General features: G+C 73.1%; 16 protein-coding genes. 9 read left to right on the top strand and 7 right to left on the bottom strand.

Annotation, left to right across the window (positions count from 1 at the left end; all coding sequences use genetic code 11):
• The first annotated feature begins 249 nt into the window (after window positions 1-249).
• The 4 genes from SCAB_RS14025 to SCAB_RS14040 all read left to right on the top strand — a co-directional run bounded on the left by SCAB_RS14025 (window position 250) and on the right by SCAB_RS14040 (window position 4,117).
• Window positions 250-606 carry an SH3 domain-containing protein gene (locus SCAB_RS14025; protein ID WP_013000739.1) on the top strand — a complete coding sequence of 119 codons (357 nt, stop codon included), beginning with the start codon at window positions 250-252 and terminating at the stop codon, window positions 604-606.
• Between the two features lie 43 nt (window positions 607-649).
• On the top strand, window positions 650-2,065 hold the full coding sequence (locus tag SCAB_RS14030; RefSeq protein WP_013000740.1) for an FtsW/RodA/SpoVE family cell cycle protein: 1,416 nt from the start codon (window positions 650-652) through the stop codon (window positions 2,063-2,065).
• Window positions 2,062-3,525 (top strand): penicillin-binding transpeptidase domain-containing protein, encoded by a 1,464-nt coding sequence (locus SCAB_RS14035; protein ID WP_013000741.1) that lies wholly within the window; start codon window positions 2,062-2,064, stop codon window positions 3,523-3,525. Before SCAB_RS14030 ends, SCAB_RS14035 begins: the two co-directional genes overlap by 4 nt.
• A gap of 103 nt (window positions 3,526-3,628) precedes the next feature.
• Window positions 3,629-4,117, top strand: coding sequence for a DUF3291 domain-containing protein (locus SCAB_RS14040; protein ID WP_041669192.1), 489 nt, complete (start codon window positions 3,629-3,631; stop codon window positions 4,115-4,117).
• A 28-nt stretch (window positions 4,118-4,145) separates the two neighbouring features.
• Here SCAB_RS14040 and SCAB_RS14045 read toward each other — a convergent pair whose 3' ends face one another.
• Window positions 4,146-4,976, bottom strand: a complete 831-nt coding sequence (locus SCAB_RS14045; protein WP_231885243.1) for a hypothetical protein — start codon at window positions 4,974-4,976, stop codon at window positions 4,146-4,148.
• A 171-nt stretch (window positions 4,977-5,147) separates the two neighbouring features.
• Here SCAB_RS14045 and SCAB_RS14050 point away from each other — a divergent pair, with 171 nt between their 5' ends.
• From SCAB_RS14050 to SCAB_RS14065, 4 genes are all read left to right on the top strand, one after another.
• On the top strand, window positions 5,148-6,104 hold the full coding sequence (locus tag SCAB_RS14050; RefSeq protein WP_013000744.1) for an AurF N-oxygenase family protein: 957 nt from the start codon (window positions 5,148-5,150) through the stop codon (window positions 6,102-6,104).
• A 293-nt stretch (window positions 6,105-6,397) separates the two neighbouring features.
• Window positions 6,398-7,123: a TetR/AcrR family transcriptional regulator gene (locus SCAB_RS14055; protein ID WP_013000745.1), complete on the top strand. Its 726-nt coding sequence runs from the start codon at window positions 6,398-6,400 to the stop codon at window positions 7,121-7,123.
• A gap of 10 nt (window positions 7,124-7,133) precedes the next feature.
• Window positions 7,134-7,448: a hypothetical protein gene (locus SCAB_RS14060; RefSeq protein WP_013000746.1), complete on the top strand. Its 315-nt coding sequence runs from the start codon at window positions 7,134-7,136 to the stop codon at window positions 7,446-7,448.
• 102 nt (window positions 7,449-7,550) lie between these two features.
• The gene (locus SCAB_RS14065) at window positions 7,551-8,222 is read left to right on the top strand and encodes a hypothetical protein (protein ID WP_013000747.1); all 672 of its coding nucleotides are present in this window, start codon (window positions 7,551-7,553) and stop codon (window positions 8,220-8,222) included.
• A gap of 21 nt (window positions 8,223-8,243) precedes the next feature.
• On the opposite strand, the gene SCAB_RS14070 is transcribed toward SCAB_RS14065, so the two are convergent.
• The 5 genes from SCAB_RS14070 to SCAB_RS14090 form a co-directional block, all read right to left on the bottom strand.
• Window positions 8,244-9,479: a styrene monooxygenase/indole monooxygenase family protein gene (locus tag SCAB_RS14070; protein ID WP_013000748.1), complete on the bottom strand. Its 1,236-nt coding sequence runs from the start codon at window positions 9,477-9,479 to the stop codon at window positions 8,244-8,246.
• Window positions 9,480-9,536: 57 nt separating this feature from the next.
• On the bottom strand, window positions 9,537-10,112 hold the full coding sequence (locus SCAB_RS14075) for a GTP-binding protein (RefSeq protein ID WP_060889647.1): 576 nt from the start codon (window positions 10,110-10,112) through the stop codon (window positions 9,537-9,539).
• A gap of 253 nt (window positions 10,113-10,365) precedes the next feature.
• Complete coding sequence (locus tag SCAB_RS14080) at window positions 10,366-10,767, bottom strand: DUF742 domain-containing protein (RefSeq protein ID WP_374194896.1); 402 nt, start codon at window positions 10,765-10,767, stop codon at window positions 10,366-10,368.
• 119 nt (window positions 10,768-10,886) lie between these two features.
• Window positions 10,887-11,390 (bottom strand): roadblock/LC7 domain-containing protein, encoded by a 504-nt coding sequence (locus SCAB_RS14085; RefSeq protein WP_013000751.1) that lies wholly within the window; start codon window positions 11,388-11,390, stop codon window positions 10,887-10,889.
• The gene (locus SCAB_RS14090) at window positions 11,387-14,254 is read right to left on the bottom strand and encodes a sensor histidine kinase (protein WP_041669195.1); all 2,868 of its coding nucleotides are present in this window, start codon (window positions 14,252-14,254) and stop codon (window positions 11,387-11,389) included. Before SCAB_RS14090 ends, SCAB_RS14085 begins: the two co-directional genes overlap by 4 nt.
• A 377-nt stretch (window positions 14,255-14,631) precedes the next feature.
• Here SCAB_RS14090 and SCAB_RS14095 point away from each other — a divergent pair, with 377 nt between their 5' ends.
• Window positions 14,632-15,417: a protein phosphatase 2C domain-containing protein gene (locus SCAB_RS14095; protein ID WP_013000754.1), complete on the top strand. Its 786-nt coding sequence runs from the start codon at window positions 14,632-14,634 to the stop codon at window positions 15,415-15,417.
• A gap of 82 nt (window positions 15,418-15,499) precedes the next feature.
• Here SCAB_RS14095 and SCAB_RS14100 read toward each other — a convergent pair whose 3' ends face one another.
• Window positions 15,500-16,000, bottom strand: a complete 501-nt coding sequence (locus tag SCAB_RS14100; protein WP_013000755.1) for a MarR family winged helix-turn-helix transcriptional regulator — start codon at window positions 15,998-16,000, stop codon at window positions 15,500-15,502.
• Window positions 16,001-16,137 lie beyond the last annotated feature (137 nt).

Raw genomic sequence — 16,137 nt, forward strand, 5'->3', positions numbered from 1 at the left:
CCGCCGCCCCTCAAGGACGGGGTCCCCGCGCCCATGAAGGACGGGGCCGCACCCCTGCCCCGGCAGGGTGCGCGGAGCCGCTGTGCGCGCCGGCCCTCTGCCCCTCTGCCCCTCTGCCCCTCTGCCCCTCTGCCCCTCTGCCCCGAGAGCGTCGTTTCCCTGATGGCCCATCGCGAAAGGCGCCCCGCCCGAGCTCCTCCTAGCGTGGCGCATAGTCAGATTCGCCCCGTTTTCCTGGAGGAGCATCAGATGTCCCTGCGGATTCTGCTCATGCGGTTCGGTATAGCGGCTGCCGGTGGCGCTCTCGTGGCGTTCGCGGCCACGACTCCCGCCGCCGGTGCCGGACAGGAGGACCCCCGCGAGAGCAAGCAGATCGTCCAGGGCGAGGTCGTCGCCCGTACCGGCCTGATCCTGCGCAGCGCGCCGACGCGTGGCGGCGCGGTCGTCCGGGTCGCCCGCTACGGCGAGATCGTCAAGATCTACTGCCGGACCGACGGTCAGAGCGTCGGCGGCACCCGGCAGTGGTACCTGCTCGTCGACGGCACCTGGGCCTGGGGATCGGCCCACTACATCGACGCGTTCAAGACACCACGCACGTGCGCTTGAGCGACAAGACCCTCAAAGCATCCTCTTTGGGTAAGTTCCGGACATGACCACCAAGGCCGGAACGACCCTGGCGGCGGGTCCCTCGGACCCGTCCCCGCCCGCCGTACGCCCGCTCCGGCGCCGAGGCGTCGAGTTCACCCTCACCGTCGTGGCCGTCCTGCTCTCCGTGTCCGGCTACTGCGCCGTCGGTCTGGCGAAGAACGGCACCGTCCCGCCCGGCGCCGGCGACTACGGCGCCGGGCTCGGCGTGCTCGCGCTGCTGACCCATCTGGTGGTGCGGCTGCGGGCGCCGTACGCCGATCCGCTGCTGCTGCCGATCGCGGTGCTCCTCAACGGCCTGGGCCTGGTGCTGATCCACCGGCTCGATCTGGAGACCCCGGCCGACCAGGCGGCGCCCGCGCAGCTGAACTGGTCGACGCTCGGGATGGCGCTGTTCATCACGGTCGTGGCCCTGCTGCGCGACCACCGCGTGCTGGCGCGGTACGCGTACGTCTCGGTGGTGGCCGCGCTCGCCCTGCTGGCGCTGCCGATCCTCTTCCCGCCGGTCAACGGGGCCCGGATCTGGGTGCGGCTGGCCGGGTTCTCCCTCCAGCCGGGCGAGTTCGCGAAGGTGCTGCTCGCCCTGTTCTTCGCCGGCTATCTCGCGGCGAACCGCAACGCGCTGGCGTACGCCGGGCGCCGGATCTGGCGGTTCAAGCGCCTCCAGCTGCCCACCGGGCGGGTCCTCGGCCCGATCGTCACCATCTGGCTGCTGAGCGTCGGTGTGCTGGTCCTGGAGCGGGACCTCGGCACCTCACTGCTGTTCTTCGGGCTGTTCGTGATCATGCTGTACGTGGCCACGGGCCGCACCGGCTGGATCGCGGTGGGGCTGCTGCTGGCCTGCGTGGGTGCGGTGGCCGTCGGCTGGCTCGAACCGCATGTGCACAGCCGGGTCGAGGACTGGCTGCACCCCTTCGCGTCGATCGAGGCGGGTCAGGGTCCGGGCCAGCTCGCCCAGTCCCTCTTCTCGTTCGCGGCGGGCGGGGTGCTCGGCACCGGCCTCGGCCTCGGCCACTCCGTCCTGATCGGCTTCGCCGCCAAGTCCGACTTCATCCTGGCCACCGCGGGCGAGGAACTGGGGCTGGCCGGCCTCGCCGCGATCTTCCTGCTCTACGCGCTGCTGGTGGAGCGCGGCTTCCGCACCGGCCTCGCCCTGCGCGACCCCTTCGGCCGTCTCCTGGCCAGCGGTCTCGCCTCGATCATCGCGTTGCAGGTCTTCGTGATCGCGGGCGGTGTCACCGGCCTCATCCCCCTCACCGGCATGCCGATGCCCTTCCTCGCCCAGGGCGGCTCCTCCGTCGTCACCAACTGGATCATCGTGGCCCTGCTGATCCGGATGAGCGACTCGGCCGGGCGGCAGGCCGGCGCCGGGCCCGTCCCCGCGGGCCCGAACACCGGCCCGGAGGTCCTCGGCGCATGACCACCTGCATCCGCCGCGCCGCCGCACTCTGCGCCCTGCTGCTGGTCGCGCTCCTCGTCAACGCCACCCGCGTCCAGGTCCTCCAGTCCCGGGCCTACGACGACAGCCCCGCCAACCGCCGCCCGGTGATCGCCCGGTGGAGCCAGCCGCGCGGGAACATCCTGGTCGAGGGGCGCCCGGTCACCGGCTCGAAGGACACGGGCGAGCAGCTCCGCTTCGAACGGACGTACAGGGACGGCCCGTTGTACGCGCCGGTCACGGGCTTCGCCTCGCAGGTGTACGGCACGACCTTCCTGGAGGACGCGGAGGACTCCCTCCTGGACGGGAGCGACCCGCTGCTCTCCTTCCTCCCCCTGTGGAACGACATCACCCGCGACCAGAACGCCGCCGGCGAGGTCGTCACCACCCTGCGGGACGCGGCCCAGCGCGCGGCCTACCTCGGGCTCGGCGCACGCCGGGGCGCGGTCGCCGCGCTCGAACCGGCCACCGGGCGCGTCCTGGCCCTGGTCTCACGCCCCTCGTACGACCCCGGGGTGCTCTCCGGCAACGGCCCCGAGGTGACCGAGGCATGGACCCGGCTGAACGGGGACGCGAGCAGACCGATGCTCAACCGGGCGGTGCGGCAGACCTATCCGCCCGGTTCGACGTTCAAGGTGGTGACGGCCGCCGCCACGCTGGACGCCGGGGTGGTCACGGACGTCGACGCGCCCACCCGCTCCCCCGCCCCGTACACCCTGCCGGGCACCACGACGTCCCTCTCCAACGAGGTCGAGGGCTGCGAGAACGCCTCCCTGCGCTACGCCTTCGAGTGGTCCTGCAACACGGTCTTCGCGAAGCTGGGCGTGGACGTCGGCCTCGGCTCCATGACGGACACGGCCCGTGCCTTCGGCTTCGACGACGCGGGCCTGCGCATCCCGTTCCGGGTCGCGCCCAGCACCTTCGACACCGAGATGGACCGGGCCCAGCTCGCACTCTCCTCCATCGGGCAGTACGACACCCGGGCCACCCCTCTGCAGATGGCACTCGTCACGGCGGCCGTCGCCAACGGGGGTTCGGTGCCGTCGCCGTATCTCGTGGAGCGCACCACCACGGCGGACGGGCGCACGGTCGCCGGCGCGGGCCCGCGCACCCTCCGGCGCGCGATGGATCCGGGCACCGCGCGGCAGTTGCGCGACCTCATGCGGGGCGTCGTCGAGGACGGCACCGGCGCCAACGCCGCCCTGCGCCGGGCCACCGTCGGCGGCAAGACCGGCACCGCCCAGCACGGCATCGGCAACTCCGGCACCCCCTTCGCCTGGTTCATCGGCTGGGCCCAGTCCGACGGCGCGCCCGAACCCGAGGTGGCGGTGGCGGTGGTGGTGGAGGACGCGGAGGCGGTACGGGGGGAGATCAGCGGGGGCGGGGACGCGGCGCCGATCGCGCGGGAGGTGATGCGGGCGGTGCTCGGGGGCTCCGGCTGACGACGACCGACGACGACCGACCGTCGGTTGACGACGGCAGGCGACGGCAGGCGACGGTGAAAACGGGTGGGACGGTGGAAGCCGCCCCGCCTATCGTGCGCCCATGACGACCGCCCCGTACGAACTCGCCCAGGTCAACATCGCCCGCCTCAAGGCCCCTCTGGACTCACCGCTGTTGAAGGACTTCGTGGACGGGCTCGATCCCGTGAACGCGGTCGCCGACTCCTCCGCCGGCTTCGTGTGGCGCCTGCAGAGCGACTCCGGCAACGCCACGGACGTCCCCGTCCTCGGCGACGAGTGGCTGATCGTCAACATGTCGGTGTGGCGGGACGCCGACGCCCTGACCGCCTTCATGTACCAGGGGCAGCACCGGGAGCTGCTGGCCCGCAGGCGGGAGTGGTTCGAGCACGTGGCCGAGGCGATGGCCACCCTGTGGTGGGTGCCGGCCGGTCACCGCCCCACCGTGGCCGAGGCGGAGGAACGGCTCCTCCACCTCCGTGCCCACGGCCCCACGCCGTACGCGTTCACCCTGCGCACGCCGTTCCCGGCCGGACCGGCGGCGCCGCTCCTGCCGGACGCGGCCGTCAGCTGATCCGCTGCCGTCAGCTGATCCGCTGCCGTCAGCTGATCCGCTGCCGGATCTCGGAGCGGACGTCGAGGGTCCGCTCCGCGAAGGCCTCGACGTCCACCTTCGCGGGGTCCTGGCCGACGCTCGCCGCGCCGAGTTCCGCGACGGAGGCGCCGGTGTTGCCGTCTGCCCAGGCGCACATGGGGTACGTGATCTCGCTGCCGGACTGCTTCTGGGTGACCACCTGGCAGCTGACGGTGAGGCCCGAGTCGCCGGGGGTGAAGTCCTGGGGCTGCACGGCGACCGTGATCGAGTCGACCTCGGCCGCACCCTTCAGCATGTTGTCGCGGGCGGCGTCGGTGTTCTTGAACCGGCCGTACATGCCCGAGACGATCAGGGCGCCCTGGGACCCGTCCGCCGCGGTGTACTGCCCGACGGCGGCCTTGACGTCCCGGGCGTCCCAGGCACCCTCCGCCTCGTCGGCCACCTGCTTCCCCGAGGAGTCGGACAGGTCCCGGGCGAGCTTGTACTCGTCGTCCAGCACGGTCTTGGGCAGCGCCAGCTTGTACTCGGCCTCGGGGAACCCGCTCGTGCTCTGCGTACCGACGACCCACAACCCCACCGCGACGACCACCATGAGCGCCACGACCCCGCCGACGATCCCGAGGACCAGACCCACCCGGCTCTTCGGCGGCGGCGGGGGCTGCCATCCCTGGGGCTGCGGCTGACCGGGCTGCTGCTGTGGCGGATACGGCTGGCCGTACGGCTGCTGACCGTACGGCTGCGGCTGCTGCTGCGGCGGGTACGCCTGGCCGTACGGGCCGGGGTGCTGGGGCTGATGGCCGTACGGCTGGGGCTGCTGCTGGGGGTGCGGTGGAGGCATGGACACGCCAGCACGCTACTGCACCTGCCGTCCCGGCGGGGAACCGGCCGTTCGGTCCGTCGGCCGTCGACAAGTGGCGCGCAAAGGATTGACGGCCTTGCTGACAAGTAGTCTCATAAGCGATGACCGCCGGTAACGGCACGGACTTCCCTGCGAGGAGCTGCGACAGCCATGACCACGGTGCCCTCGGTGAACACGACGAACCCGGTGTCGGAGGCGGAGGTGCTGCGCGACGCGCTCGGGCTCCTCAAGGACCGGGAACAGGTGGCCGAGCGGCTGCTGGTGTCCTCCGCGAAGCACTCCTTCGACCCGGACAAGGAGCTGGACTGGGACGCCCCCTTCGAGGAGGGGAAGTGGTTCTGGCCGCCGGAGCTGGTGTCCCTGTACGACACGCCGATGTGGCGGCGGATGTCCGAGGAGCAGCGGATCGCGCTGTCCCAGCACGAGGCGGCGGCGCTGGCCTCCCTCGGCATCTGGTTCGAGATCATCCTCATGCAGCTGCTCGTCCGGCACATCTACGACAAGGCGGCGACCAGCGCGCATGTGCGGTACGCGCTGACGGAGATCGAGGACGAGTGCCGGCACTCGAAGATGTTCGCCCGGCTGATCAGCAAGGGGGGCACCCCGTACTACCCGGTAAGCCGGCTGCACCACAATCTGGGGCGCCTGTTCAAGACGATCTCGACGACCCCCGGGTCCTTCACCTCCACGCTCCTCGGTGAGGAGATCCTCGACTGGATGCAGCGGCTGACCTTCCCGGACGAGCGTGTCCAGCCGCTCGTCCGGGGCGTCACCCGGATCCATGTCGTCGAGGAGGCCCGGCACGTGCGCTACGCCCGCGAAGAGCTGCGGCGCCAGATGGTGACCGCTCCGCGGCTGTCCCGGAGCTTCACGCGGGTCACCTCCGGGGAGTTCGCCCGCGTCTTCGCGGTGGCGTTCATCAACCCCGAGGTCTACACGAACGTCGGCCTCGACCGGCGGGTGGCGCTCGCGCAGGTGCGGGCGAGTGCGCATCGGCGGGACATCATGCAGACCGGGGCGAGGAAGCTGACCGACTTCCTGGACGACATCGGGGTGCTCCAGGGGGTGGGGCGGCGGATGTGGCGCTCGTCGGGGCTGCTGGCGTGACCGTTTCCGGACGGGCGCGGTGGGGGGTGGGTGGTGCCGGGTGCGTGGGCGGGTGCGGGTCCGGTGGGGGTTGCTCGCGCAGTTCCCCGCGCCCCTGAAAGCCCAGGCCCTGCGGGCCTGAGAGCCACCGGCGCTGCGGGCCTGAAGTGCAGTGGGCGCAGCCCCTGCTTTTCAGGGGCGCGGGGAACTGCGCGAGAAGCCCCACCGGAGCGGCAGCGAACACGCACCCAGACCCCCCACCCCCTGACGCGAACCGCACGGCCCACCCCGCACCCCCGACTACCCTGCGAGGTATGACGTCCGAGGCCCCCACCCGCGCGTACCGTCGGCTCAGCGTGGAAGAGCGGCGCAGCCAGCTGCTGGACGCCGCACTGGAGCTGTTCGCGCACCACGCCCCGGAGGACGTCTCCCTCGACGACGTGGCGGAGGCGGCCGGTGTCTCCCGCCCCCTCGTCTACCGCTACTTCCCCGGCGGCAAGCAGCAGCTCTACGAGGCGGCCCTGCGGTCGGCGGCCGAGGAGCTGGAGCACTGCTTCGACGAGCCCGCCGAGGGCCCCCTCACCAGCCGTCTGACCCGCGCCCTCGACCGCTATCTGGCCTTCGTGGACGAGCACGCCACCGGGTTCAGCGCCCTCCTCCAGGGCGGCAGCGTCGTGGAGACCTCCCGGGCCACGGCCATCGTGGACGGGGTCCGGCGCGCCGCCGCCGAGCACATCCTGCGGCACCTGGAGGTGGCCGAGCCGGGCCTGCGGCTGCGGATGACCGTCCGGATGTGGATCACGTCCGTGGAGGCCGCCTCCCTCATCTGGCTCGACGAGGGCAAGCAGCCGGACGTCGGTGAACTGCGCGACTGGCTCGTGGAGCAGTTCGTCGCCTGCCTCACCGCGACCGCCGGCCGTGACCCCCAGACCGCCGCCGCCGTCCGGCGGGCCCTGTCCGTCGAGACCTCCGCGGGCGCGGTCGGCGCGCTGGCCCGCCGTGTCCTGCCCGTCGTCGGCGACGCGGGCCACCTGCTGTGACACTGGTCCGGTGAAGAGCCAAGACACCCCCTTCGTGGGCGGCCCCCTGGACGGGCGCGTCCTGCCCGTGCTGCTCGGCATCACCGGGCACCCCCCGAAGACGTACCGGGTCCCGGTCCCGGACGCGGCGGGCGGCCCCCCGGCCGTGCTGGTCTACCGCCGGGTCGACGCCGGCCGGGGCGGCTTCATGCACCAGCTGTGGAAGTACGAGTACGCCCCCGGCGCCGACCCGAGCCGCCGCCTCCGGTGGCCGTGGTCGAGGCCGGGCTCCCCGGCGCGGCCGTCCGCCACGCCGCCCGCACGTCCGCGCCCCACCGACGAGTGACACCCGGGCGGCGAACGGTCCACCCGGCGCGCGCCCTCCCCCGGCTCCTCCCATCCTGCCGGTGCGAGGTGGACGGTCCACCCGCGCACGGGAGGTGACGACATGTCAGCAAGGCTGCTGCGCCTGGTCGGTACGGCGACGGTGACGGTGTTCACGGCCGGCGCCCTCCTCGCCGCCGTCCCCGCTCCGGTCGCGGCGGCGCCGGAACCGCCCGGCGAGCGCCCGGTCGCCGATCTCCTCACCGATCTGCGGCGCCTGTACCGCGAGACGGAGAGGGCCGCCGAGGCGTACACCGCGACCGACCGCGAGCTGACGAGGCAGCGGGCCGTGGTGGCGGGCCTCGACCGGCGGCTCGCGAGGGCCCGCCTGGCCCTGCACGACAGCCGGGGCGCGGCCGGCCGGCTGGCCCGGCAGCAGTACCAGAACAGCAGCACCGCGCTCTCCCCGTACGTACGGCTGCTGATGACCGGCGACCCGCAGCGGGCCCTGGAGCAGGAGCATGTGATCGGGCAGGTGGCCCGGGAGCGCGCCGGGACCGTCGAGCGGCTGACCCGCGGCGAACAGGACACCGCCGCCCTCGCCCGCAGGGCGCGCGTGGCCCTCGACCGTCAGCTCACCCTCGCCGAGCGGCGCAGCAGGGAACACGGCACCGCATCCGACCGCCTGGACGAGATCGAGGAACTCCTCGCCTCCCTCACCCCGGCCCAGCTGGCCGCTCTCGGGAAGTCGGAGCGGACGGCCGGCGCCGACGCGCCGAAGCTCCCGTCCCTCTAGGACTGGCGCGCGGGGAATCCGCTACCCGCCGGAGACCTCGGAGAGATACGCCCGGGTCTTCTCCGCCTCGTAGAAGTACCCCTCGAAATCCGCCGGATCGTCGAACCCATTGGCGAAACGATCCGCCACCACCGGCAGCCCCTCGGCCGCGCCCACCAGCTCCAGCACGTGCCCGGCCGGCGGCGCCAGCATGGTGTTGGTCCACTTGGTGGCCGGCCCCGCGACCTGCCAGAAGCGCTCGAACGTCCGCCGCATCCACGTCTCGTCGAACTCCCGGTCCCCGTGGTCGAGGATCGCGGCGAGATACACGGCCGCGCACTTGGTCGCCGAGTTGGCGCCCTGGCCGGTCAGCGGGTCGTTGGCCACGACGACGTCCCCGGCGCCCAGCACCGGGACGCCGCCGGGCAGCCGTGCGACCGGATTCCGGACGACGGGGGTGTAGCGGCCGGTCAGCGCCGCTCCCGCGTCGGTCACCTCGGCCCCGGTGGCCCGCGCGTACTCCCAGGGGACGTACCGCTTCATGAGGTCGAGGGTCAGGGCTAGCTGCTCCTCGGCGCCGCGGACGCCGTCGAAGACGTCGAGCGGACCGCCGGGCCGGCCCAGCCAGAACAGGGCGTCGGCCCGGCCGGAGGTGGTGAGGACCGGCTGGACGACGAGTTCGCCGAGGCCGGGCACCAGGTTGCAGCGGGCCGCGTCGAACTCCGGGTGCTCGGGGCGGGGGCGCAGGCCGTGCACGTACACGGCGGCGAGCGAGCGCTGCGGCTCGGTGTGGGGCGAGCGGGCGGCGTCGCGGGCGAACATCCGCACCAGCTCGCCCTTGCCTGCGGTGACGAGCACGAGGTCGTAGACGCGGGAGAACCAGTCGAGGTCGGAGAGCGCGGCGCCGTGGACGACCAGCTGACCGCCGCGCCGGGCGAAGGTCTCCAGCCAGCCGGCCATCTTGACCCGCTGGTCGACGGCCTGCGCGTACCCGCGCAGCCGGCCGACCCAGTCGACGGCGCGCTCACCGTCCGGCCCGGCGACGGAGACGCCGATGCCCTCGATCCTCGGGGCCTGGGCCTCCCAGAAGTTCAGGCCGAGGTCGCGCTCGTGGCGCAGTGCCGAGTCGAACATGCACTGGGTGGACATGATCCGGCCAGCGCGTATCTCGTCGGGGGTCCGGTTGGACATCAGGGTGACCTCATACCCGTGCGACTGGAGGCCGAGGGCCAGGTGCAGCCCGGACTGGCCGGCTCCGACGACGAGAATCTTCCGCATCCGGACAGGTCTCCTGGTTCGTCCGTGGCGTCCCGTGTGCCTCCCCCGCGGGAGGGACTACTCGGGGCTGAGGGATATCGCGTGCCCGCACAGCGCCAGCAGGGTCTCCATCGCGGAGGCCCGCTTGCGTGCGTCCATGATCATGACAGGTACGTGCGCGGGCACGGTCAACGCGTCCCGGACGTCCTCGGGTTCGTACCGCACACTGCCGTCGAAGACGTTGACCGCGACGACGTAGGGCAGTCCGCTGCTCTCGAAGTAGTCGAGCGCGGGAAAGCAGTCGTCGAGGCGGCGGGTGTCGGCGAGGACGACGGCGCCGATCGCGCCGCGCACCATGTCGTCCCACATGAACCAGAACCGCTCCTGGCCGGGCGTGCCGAACAGGTAGAGGACGAGGTCGTCGTCGAGGGTGATGCGGCCGTAGTCCATGGCCACGGTGGTGGTGAGCTTGTCCGGTGTCGCGGAGAGGTCGTCCGTGCCGGCGCTGGCCTCGGTCATCAGCGCCTCGGTGCGCAGCGGGGTGATCTCGGAGACCGCGCCGACGAAGGTGGTCTTCCCGACGCCGAAGCCGCCCGCCACCACGATCTTCGTGGCGATGGGGGCCCGGCTGAGGTCGGACTGCCAGGGTTTCAGCTCTTCCTCGGTCTCCGGCCCGGCTTCGCTCGCCGCGGTGTCGGCGAGCCGGTCGAGACCGCGGGACGCGGCGCGGGCGTAGCCCCCGGGCGGGGGCGTGTCGACGTCGACGCCGGGTGCGCCGAGCCCGGCGCGCACGGCGTCGGCGTCGACACGGAAGGCGTCGGCGTCGACCTCGACGCGGGGGGCGTCGTCGTCGGCGCCCGGGGTGACGCCGGCCGGGGCGTCGGGGGTGACGCCGGCCGAGGCGGCGTCAGAGACGGCGGAGTCCACTCAGCACCCTTTCCAGCAGAGCGCGGTCCGGCTGTCCCGGGCCGTGACCTGTTCCGTACACACGGATCTTTCCCTGGTCCGCGAGATCGCTGAGGAGGACGCGGACCACACCGAGCGGCATCTTCAGCAGCGCGGAGATCTCCGCCACCGTCCGCATACGGCGGCAGAGTTCGACGATGGCCCGCATCTCGGGCATCACCTTGGCCTGGGGTGAACCCGCCCCGCCGCCCGGCAGAGGGGCGGCTCCACCGGCCGGGGCTTCGAGGACGGCGACGAACGTCTCCACGAGCAGGACGTGCCCGAAGCGGGTACGGCCGCCGGTGAGCGAGTAGGGGCGCACGCGGGCGGGTTTGCGGTCGCCGCCCCGCACGGGGAGCTTCACGGACTGCTTCCTCGCGCCCTTCGGCGGGCCCGGCCGCTTGGGCTTGCCGGGTTCGTGGGCGCGGGTCCTGTTCCCTCTGTGGCCCGGCCCGTGCGCCGGTCCCTGGCTCTGGCCGCCGGTCATCGCGGACTCCCGGCCCCCTCGGCCTCCAGGGACTTGCGGAGTTCGCTGCGGAGTTCCGGGGTGAGGACGTGGCCGGCGCGGCCCACGAAGAGCGCCATGTGGTACGCCACCACGCTCATGTCGCAGTCGGGGGCGCCGTGCACGCCGAGCAGCGAGCCGTCGCTGATCGACATCACGAAGAGGCTGCCGGCGTCCATCGCGACCATCGTCTGTTTGACCCCGCCGGAATCCATCAGCTTGGCGGCGCCGATGGTGAGGCTGCCGATGCCGGAGACGATGGTGGCCAGGTCGGCGGCGGAGCCGCGGGGGCCCTGCGTCCGCTCCTGCGGCGCCTGGCGGGCCTCGGCGATTCTGCCGGGGTCGGAGGAGAGCAGCAGCAGGCCGTCGGAGGAGACCACCGCGACCGACAGCAGTCCCGGCACCTCCTCGACGAGGTTGGTCAGGAGCCAGTGCAGGTTGCGGGCTTCACTGCTCAGTCCGAAGGTCATGGGCGCGGTCAACTGCTTTCCTCCTCGGAAGTGCCCCCCGTGGTGTCAACTGCCTCTGTCCGGTACTCGACGGCCGCGGGCATCCGCGTCTCGCCCGACTGTTCGGCGATCTCCGCCTCGACGTCGCGGCGCCCCTCCTTGGCACCCTGGTGGAACCCGCCGAGCCGGCGGCGCAGCTCGTCGGCGTTCACACCCCCGGCGCGAGGCGCGGGTGCCGTGGGCGTGGGCGCGGTGATCCTGGGTGTGCGCTTGGGCAGACCCTTGTCGGTGAGGCGCGGGGTCTCCTCGTTCCCCGGCCCCGCCGTCCCGGCCCGTGACACCTCCGTCGCGCGCGCCGCGTTCCCTTCGTCGGCGGCCCGCTCGTGGGTGTCGGGTTCGATCGTGTACGGATCGTCGGCGTCGGTGCCGTCGGCGGCGATGTGGTCGTCGCTCTCCTCGTCGGTGCCCTTCCCCGGGGCCACCGGAGCGAAGAGCTCCATCGTCGTCTCGGACACGGACTCGGCCCCGGTCAGGGGGCCGGCCCCGGGTTCGTCGTCTTCCGGTACGACGTTCCCGGTGGTCTCGGCGGCTTCGGCGGCCGTCCCCACGGCCTCCCTCGCCAGCAGCGCCCGCTCGGCCGCCTCGATCAGCGGGTCGCCGTCGCCCTCGGGCTGGCGTACGGCGACGGAACGGCCGGGCAGGACGTTCGCGTTGACCTCCGCCTCGGCACCCGGCAGGGAGAGCGAGGGCGTGAGCGAGGCCGGGGTTCCCGCGGGCACGGCGGGCGTGGGGGCCAGCAGTGCCTTGGGCAGGACGACGAGCGCGAGGGTGCCGCCCGAGCCGTGCGGCTGGAGCCGCACGGGGGTGCCGAGCCGGTGGGCGAGGCGGGCGACGACGTACAGGCCCAGTCCGAGGCCCTGGCCGTCCTCCTGCTCGTAGGGCGCCTCGGGGTCGAAGTCGCCGAGGCGGGAGTTGAGCCGGGCGAGCCGGTCGGGGGCGACACCGATGCCGCCGTCCTGGACGGAGAGCGTGACCTCGCCGTCCCCCGTGGTCCGGCCCGAGACCTCGACGGTCATCTCCGGCGGCGAGAACGACGTGCCGTTCTCCAGGAGTTCGGCGAGGAGGTGGCTGAGGTCGTCGGCGGCGAACCCGGCGACGTGCGCGCCCGGCGGCAGCGCGCCGATGCGGACGCGGTCGTAGCGCTCGATCTCGCTGACCGCGGCGCGGACGACGTCGACGAGCGGGACGGCTCCGGCGTGGTGCTGGACGTGCTCGTGACCGGCGAGGACGAGGAGGTTCTCGCTGTGGCGGCGCATGACGGTCGCGAAGTGGTCGAGCTTGAAGAGCGTGGCGAGCCGGTCGGGGTCCTGTTCGCGCTCCTCCAGCGACTCGATGACGCCGAGCTGCCGTTCGACGAGGCCGAGGGAGCGCAGCGCGAGGTTGACGAAGGTCGCGTGGACGCTGTGCCGGACCTTCGTCAGGTGCGCGGTGGCGTCGGCGAGTTCGGCGCGCAGCCGGTCACGGTCGTCGGCCATCGTCTGGCGCTGGCCGATGAGGTGCTTGCGGTCGCCCTCCAGGGGCGCGAGCCGCTCGTGCAGGGCGAGGGCGTGCGCGTGGAGCGCGTTGACGGAGCGCACGACCTGGGCGAACTCGTCGTTGCGGCCCGTGAACTTGACCGGTTCCTCGTTCGCCGGGTCTCCGGCGACCCGGGCGGAGCCGATGCGCAGCACCGCGAGGGGGCGGGTGAGGGAACGGGCCATCCCGGTGGCGACCCCGACGGCGAGGAGCATCAGGGCGCCGAGCACGGCGACCCGGATCTCCAGGGCGGTGACGTCCTCGTCGCGCAGTCGGGCGAGGTCCTTGGTGCGCCGGTCGTACAGGGAGGACTCGGCACCGCGCATCAGGTCCACGCGGGCGGAGAGCGCCGCGTCGACCTTCTTGGCGCCGGCGCCCGCCTCGCGGGAGGAGAGCGTGGGCTGGTCGGTGAGGTCGGCCAGGTACGTGTCGGCGGCGGCGGCCTCGGGGCCGGTGACCGTGGCGTCGTACGAGGAGCGGCCGGCGGCGGGCGCGGTCTCGCGGAAGTGGGCGAGGGCCGCGTCGGAGCGGACGCGGGCCTGCTGGGCGGCGGCGGTGAGGGCGTCGCGCTGCTTCTCGTCGGCTGCGGAGACACCGGTCCTGGTGGTGGGCAGCCCGGTGGTGGGGTCGATGACCGTCTCGGTGGTCGTCGGGACGCTGAGCGCGGCGACGAGCAGTCCGCGGGCGGCGGCGGCCTGCTGGACGGCGGTGTCGAGTTCGGCGAGCGCGTGGGCGCCGCCGCCGGCGCGGGGCGGCAGCCGCTCGGCCAGTTCCTCGGCGAGGGCGTGGAGTTCGTTGACGACGGCGGTGTACGCCGTGTGCGCTTCGAGCGCGCTGCTCCTGCCGGTGAGCGCGGCCTGCCGTACGGCGGCGATGGACTCGGCCTTCTTGACCGTCTCCCGCAGCTCGGCGGAGCCGCCGGTGTCGGCGCGGAGTTCGGCGACCTGGTTGTCGACGCGGTCGCCGCGCTGCTTGCTGGGCTCGGCCGACGCGGGCCGTCCGGCGGCGATGTACGCGGTGACCTCGTCGCGTTCGTCGGCCAGCGCGTGCGCGAGGGTGAGCGTCTCCTGGGTCTGCCCGGCGAGGGTGACCAGGCTCTGGGTGTCGTGCAGTTGCTCCGAGGCGGCGAGGACGGAGGGCGCCCCGGCGCCCGCTATGGCGGCGGCCACGACGGCCACGGCGACGATGAGCCGGTTGCGTACGTGAGCCTTCCGCCCGGTGCCGACGGCCGGGGCCTGCGCCGTCCCCTGCTGGTTCGGGGAGGCCGCGGAGGCCTTCGAGGCTGCCTGCTTGTCTGCGCGCCGAGGCCGCGTCTTCTGCACCGGTGCTCGCATTCCTGACTCGTGTACCCATTGGCCCGGGTGACGATCCGTCAACTCGTCAAATACGGCCGTCCCCCCGGTACGGCTCCCGACCCTCCCAGTGCCGGTGGGCAGCGGTCCCGCATCATCCGTCCCGCCACCCGAAGGAGTGAACATCCCCGGGGAGTTGGCGGGCAAGTTCCCCCGGCTCGTGGCGATGTCCCGCACGTCGGGCCGGTTGGACGTCGGCGACGCGCTTTGACAGTATTCGCCGCCGCGCTTCACCGCTCACGATCATTCCATGCCAAACCCGGCGGTCTCCCGGGAGGGTCCGGGGCGTGCGCCGACCGTGGCCGGCCTCCCACGAATCCCGTGACGGGCTCGTGCAGACTGGCCGAATGCGCACCGAACTGGTCTCGGAGCCCGGCGACCCCCTCCGCCCCAACGAGGACTTCGCGTCGGTGGCCCTGCCCGCGGGGGGACAGGGCGGCGCCCTCGTCGTCCTGGACGGCGTGACGCCACCGCCCGACGACTACGGCTGTCGACATTCGGTCGCATGGTTCACTTCCCGCCTCGGCGGCACCCTGACCGAACTGTCCGTTTCGGAGCGGGATTCGCCCTTGTCCGACGTGCTCTCACAGGCCATCTCCCGTACCGCCCGGGCCCATGTCCAAACCTGTGACCTTTCTCACCCACGAACACCACAGGCCACAGTGGCCCTTGCCCGCTGGTCGCCGGCGGCCGTGGAGTACCTGGTGCTGTCGGACTCGGCCCTGCTGCTCGAACGCACGGACGGCACGGTGACGGCAGTCCTGGACGACCGGCTGTCCCTGCTGCCCCCGGCCGCCCGGGCCACGGCCGCGATCGTCGACTCGACCGTGCGCAACCGCGAGGGCGGCTTCTGGACGGCCGCCGCCGATCCGGCGGTGGCGGCCCGGGCGGTGACGGGGACCGTCCCCCGCGCGGAGGTACGGTCGCTCCTCGCCCTGACGGACGGCGCGAGCCGCTGGGTGGAGACGTTCCGCGAGGGCGACTGGACGGCCTGCCTCACCCTGGTCCGCAAGGTGGGGGCGCACGGTCTGGTGCGGCGGGTGCGGGAGCTGGAATCCATCGATGTGGAACGCGAGTTCCTGGGCCGCGCCAAGCGGCACGACGACGCGAGCGTGGTGTACGTGCGGGAGTGACGCGGTGCGGCCGGGAGCGCGGGGTTGCGGGGTTCGTACGGGAGCGAGGTGCTCGTGCGGGAGCGGGGGCCGCCCGCGCCGCTCAGCCCTCCACGCCGCGGTTCAACTGGTGCAGCAGCCGGGCCAGCTGGGCCACCTCGTCCCGGTCCCAGCCCGCGAGCTGCCGTACATAGGCGACCCGGCGGGCGTCCCGGACGGCACGGAACCGGGCCCGGCCCTCCTCCGTGAGGTGGACGAGCCAGGCGCGGCCGTCGGCGGGGTCGGGTTCGCGGGCGATCAGGCCGAGGTGTTCCAGGGCGCGCAGTTGACGGGACATGGTCGCCTTGCCGACGCCGATGTAGGCGGCGAGTTCGGTGGCGCGCAGCCGGCCGGCCTCGTCCAGGCGGGCGAGGAGGCCGTAGGCGGCGGACTCCAGGTCGGGGTGGACGGCACGGGCCATCTCCCCGGACTTGGCACGGGCGCGCCGCAGCAGGACCGTCAACTCCCGCTCCAGCGCCAGGAACGCCTGGTCCATGGCGCCCGCCGGCACACCGGCCCCGACACTGCCGTCGCCGCCGTCACCGTTTCCGCCTTCGTCGTGCACGTGGGTGCTCCTGATTCCGATTCCGGGTACCTGCGAGGGCCGCCTCTGGGCAGCACCGGTCAGTATTTCGCAGGTAGGGAGTGGACACGGTCCAGGTCGCCTGCGGGTCCGGTGGGGGCTGGTCGCCCCACCGGACC

It is taken from the genome of Streptomyces scabiei 87.22, assembly GCF_000091305.1.
Taxonomy (GTDB): Bacteria; Actinomycetota; Actinomycetes; order Streptomycetales; family Streptomycetaceae; genus Streptomyces; species Streptomyces scabiei.

What these genes read in the sequence shown, in the direction of transcription:
- SCAB_RS14095 (WP_013000754.1), top strand. Translation starts at nt 14,632, where the DNA reads ATGCGCACCGAACTGGTCTCGGAGCCCGGCGACCCCCTCCGCCCCAAC.
- SCAB_RS14070 (WP_013000748.1), bottom strand. Translation starts at nt 9,479, where the DNA reads ATGCGGAAGATTCTCGTCGTCGGAGCCGGCCAGTCCGGGCTGCACCTG.
- SCAB_RS14055 (WP_013000745.1), top strand. Translation starts at nt 6,398, where the DNA reads ATGACGTCCGAGGCCCCCACCCGCGCGTACCGTCGGCTCAGCGTGGAA.
- SCAB_RS14050 (WP_013000744.1), top strand. Translation starts at nt 5,148, where the DNA reads ATGACCACGGTGCCCTCGGTGAACACGACGAACCCGGTGTCGGAGGCG.
- SCAB_RS14030 (WP_013000740.1), top strand. Translation starts at nt 650, where the DNA reads ATGACCACCAAGGCCGGAACGACCCTGGCGGCGGGTCCCTCGGACCCG.
- SCAB_RS14065 (WP_013000747.1), top strand. Translation starts at nt 7,551, where the DNA reads ATGTCAGCAAGGCTGCTGCGCCTGGTCGGTACGGCGACGGTGACGGTG.
- SCAB_RS14035 (WP_013000741.1), top strand. Translation starts at nt 2,062, where the DNA reads ATGACCACCTGCATCCGCCGCGCCGCCGCACTCTGCGCCCTGCTGCTG.
- SCAB_RS14040 (WP_041669192.1), top strand. Translation starts at nt 3,629, where the DNA reads ATGACGACCGCCCCGTACGAACTCGCCCAGGTCAACATCGCCCGCCTC.
- SCAB_RS14025 (WP_013000739.1), top strand. Translation starts at nt 250, where the DNA reads ATGTCCCTGCGGATTCTGCTCATGCGGTTCGGTATAGCGGCTGCCGGT.
- SCAB_RS14045 (WP_231885243.1), bottom strand. Translation starts at nt 4,976, where the DNA reads ATGCCTCCACCGCACCCCCAGCAGCAGCCCCAGCCGTACGGCCATCAG.